This is a genomic window from Mesorhizobium sp. M7A.F.Ca.CA.004.06.1.1, assembly GCF_003999135.1.
Taxonomy (GTDB): Bacteria; Pseudomonadota; Alphaproteobacteria; order Rhizobiales; family Rhizobiaceae; genus Mesorhizobium.
In genome coordinates, this window is sequence record NZ_RZPQ01000666.1 from 1 (window position 1) to 3,337 (window position 3,337).

2 protein-coding genes and 1 pseudogene are annotated in these 3,337 nt (G+C 64.5%); 1 reads left to right on the forward strand and 2 read right to left on the reverse strand.

Features of this window, described 5'->3' with window-relative positions; translation table 11 throughout:
• Together EN906_RS27960 and EN906_RS27965 are read right to left on the reverse strand one after the other, a co-directional pair.
• A pseudogene (locus EN906_RS27960) lies at positions 1 to 439 on the reverse strand (aminopeptidase P family protein); the annotation flags it as partial.
• Between the two features lie 68 nt (positions 440 to 507).
• Entirely contained in the window at positions 508 to 1,074 is a 567-nt protein-coding gene (locus tag EN906_RS27965) for an invasion associated locus B family protein (RefSeq protein ID WP_236382972.1), read from the reverse strand.
• A 258-nt stretch (positions 1,075 to 1,332) separates the two neighbouring features.
• Between EN906_RS27965 and EN906_RS27970 the strand changes: the two genes are divergently transcribed.
• Positions 1,333 to 3,337: inverse autotransporter beta domain-containing protein (locus EN906_RS27970; protein WP_206529185.1), on the forward strand; the 2,005-nt coding region annotated here is incomplete at its 3' end.

The following is a 3,337-nucleotide window of genomic DNA, read 5'->3' on the forward strand; positions in this document are numbered from 1 at the left end:
GCTCAAGTCCGAACCCGCTCAGGATCTCCTTCAGTTCGCGGACGGAACGGGCAAGTTCGAATGTTGCCGGCCGGGAAAAACCAGGCGCCCGGCCAGACGAGGCAAGGCCGGCCTCGACGCGTTGCGCCAGCCCTTGCCCTGCGGTCGAGGCGTCAAGCGTGGCGGTTTCGATCCAGATCGGGTGGCTGCGGATGACGGCATCCGACAGAGCCAGTTGCAGCTGTCCCGCATTGAAATCCGCCACCACGACGCCCACCGGCAAGTCTTGGCCAGCCGGGATGACGACGAAGCCGGCGCCGGCGCGCCGGAACAGTCCCGACGGCCCGATCGAGGCTCCGGTCGCATAGTGGAAGGCCTCAGGCGCGCACAGCACCAGCGCCTCGATGCCGGCGCGGTCCATCAGTTGCGCCGCGCGCTGGCGATCGACAAAGCCTGTCATGGGTTTCTCCACTGTCCGAAGCGGCAACGGAGCATTCCGGGTGCGCACAATCAAGCCGCTGACAGCAGCTACTTGATCGATTCCAGCTTGGCGACGGCGGCGGTGAAGCCGGCCAGCGACACCGGGATGGTGACCGGCTTGCGGGTGACCGATTCCATGCCGATGTTCAGATTGGTCCCGGACTTCATGGCCTTGATGAGATCCGCCGACAACGGCGTGGCGGCATAGGCGCCGTTCTGGTCGCTGGTCTGGATGGCAATCGTCGTCTTCTGGCCCTGGTCGATCTGGAAGGAGGCGCCGGACGGCAGGAACAGGCCGTGCGGCAGGGCAAGCAGCATGGCGAGGCTGCCATTGCCGTTGTCGCGGCGCACGGTCACGGTCAGCACGCGCTGCCCGGTCTTGGCCTCGGTCAGGTTCTGCGACACCTGGCACTGAAGCTCGGTGGTCGCCGAACCGGAGGAGCAGTTCACCGCCCACGGATTGGCATCGGCCGGTTTTGCATTGGTTTCAGCCGGCTTTGGCTGGGCCGGCTTGGCATCTTCGGCAAGGGCTGGGCCGGCGGCCAGACCAAGCCACAGGGCGGCCAGCCCCGCGGCCACGCCAAGTAAATTAGACTTGTCTAAAGTAAGTGCCATGTTGTTTTGCCGGATGCCTTGCATGTTTCCTCGCCGCGCCCCGGTATTCTCCCGAGCATGGCTTGATACAACACTCGCGACTGTTCCGAAAGCCGAGCCGGAGGCAAGCAAGCCGGCGAAATTACTGTGGCCTTTCAGACACAGCGAGCAATTTTGCAGGAAAGCTCTAGAAATCGGATCGGCCAGGACTCGCTATACAATAGAATTCGAGTAAGAATCTACACGGGGCGCGTGTAGTCCCCGAAGGACTCGCCAGGGATGGGAACTACCGAGACTTCTCGGCAAGTTGGTGAGATAGCGGCGCGTGGGGAGGATTTCCACATTCGCGCTGGCTATCGCCGTTCGCAAATCGCCAGGCATCTTTGGAAGACGACGGCGCTGACGACGCTGGCGCTCGGTCTTTCCAGTCTGACGGCCCATGCCGATCCGAACGGCCTGTGGCAGCCGCAGATCCGCGCCATCATCGGCGCCGACAACAATGGCGGCAACGGCGCGCTCGAAGGTTTCATCCCGCTCAAGCAGACGGCCGAATCCGTGCTGTTCCTGGATGTCCGGGCCAAGCATGATTTCAAGGATGGTTCCGGCCAGGATGTCGGCCTCGGCATTCGCCGCATCGTCAACCCGGACCTGATGATCGGCGGCTACGCCTATCTCAACCTCGAGAACTACAACTCCACCCAGTTCACCGCCGCCACGCTGGGCGCCGAGGCGATCACGCCACATTTCGATGCGCATGTGAACGTCTATCTGCCGATCAAGGGCGATTCGACGGATCACTCGACCAGTTCGACCCTGTCGATGGTCAGCAACCAGCTGATCGAGCAGATCTCGGTCCTTGACCACCGCGACTACGCCGCGTGGGGCATCGAGGGCGAGATCGGTGCGCAGGTGCCGGTCGCCCTGCCCGACAAGCATTCGCTGCGGCTCGACATCGGCGGCTATCACTTCGAGGATCCGCATGGCGACGACGGCAGCGTCACAGGCGCCAAGGCCGGGTTCGAGTATACGATCGGCGATGTCTTCGGCAGCAACACGGAACTGGTCTTCGCCGGCGAGGTCCGCAACGACAATCGCGACGACACCCAGTTCGCCGGCAGCGTGCGGCTGAACATCCCGTTCAATCCCGGCAGCGGCTCGGACAATGCGGCCAATGGGGCCGACAACGGGCCGGAGCCGGTCTATCCGGTCAGCGAAGGCCTGCGCAAGCGCGTCAACGAACGCGTGCGTGGCGATATCGGGGTCCGCGTCCAGTCGCAGACGCTGACCGGCGGCTCGACGACGCGTGTCGCGATCAACGCCGCCACCAATGCCGCCTTCGGCAAGTTCTATTTCGCCGATGGCGGCCTCGCCGGCGCCGGCACGCTGGCCGACCCGACGACTCTGGACGACGCCGTGACCAAGTCGGGTGCGAACGGCTTTGTCGTCGCGCTTGGCGGCAACGGCAATCTGACGACCGGCGGCGTGACGCTTGCCAATGGACAGACCGTCATCGGCGGCGGCGAAAGCGTCACCGCCAGGCTTTTCGGCGGCGGCACCAGCACCTTCAACCTGGGCGGCAGCGACGGCACGATCCAGGGCACCAACGTCGCCAACCCGGTCATCACGCTGGGCAACGGCAACACGCTCAACGGCATCACCATCACCGGCGGCGCCGACGGCATTTTCGGCAACAACATCACCGGCGCGACGCTGACCAATGTGACGGTCACCGGTGCGGGCGGCAACGGCGCCGACTTCACCGGCAGCTCGACCGGCATCACCGGCTCCAATTTCACCGCCACCGGCAACGGCCTCGATGGCTTGCACATCGAAGGCGACGGCACCTACAATTTCACCGGCACGACGCTGCTGCAGGGCAATCTCGACGACGGTCTCGATATCAGCGGCAAGGGCACCTACACCTTCGCCACCATCAATGCGCAGGACAATACTGACCGCGGCATCACCGTGCAGGGCACGTCGACCGGCGGGACGTTCACCACCACCGGCGGCACAATATCGGGCAATGGCGGCACCGCCGTCTTCATCGATCCGATCACCGCTCATGTGGTGCTGGACTCGATCAGCCAGAGCGGCGGCACGTCGGGCGTCGTGCTCGAGAATGTCGCGGGCAGCTTCACCGTCAACGGTGCGACGACGATCTCCGACACGACCGGACCGGCGATCGCCATTTCGGATTCGCCGGCGGCGATCCGCTTCGGCGACATCAGCATCACCAATCCCGGCGCCGACGGCATCTCGTTTGCCGGCGTCAATGCGGCGG

Excerpts from the sequence above, each read along its gene's own strand:
- EN906_RS27965 (WP_236382972.1), bottom strand. The coding sequence starts at position 1,074 with ATGGCACTTACTTTAGACAAGTCTAATTTACTTGGCGTGGCCGCGGGG.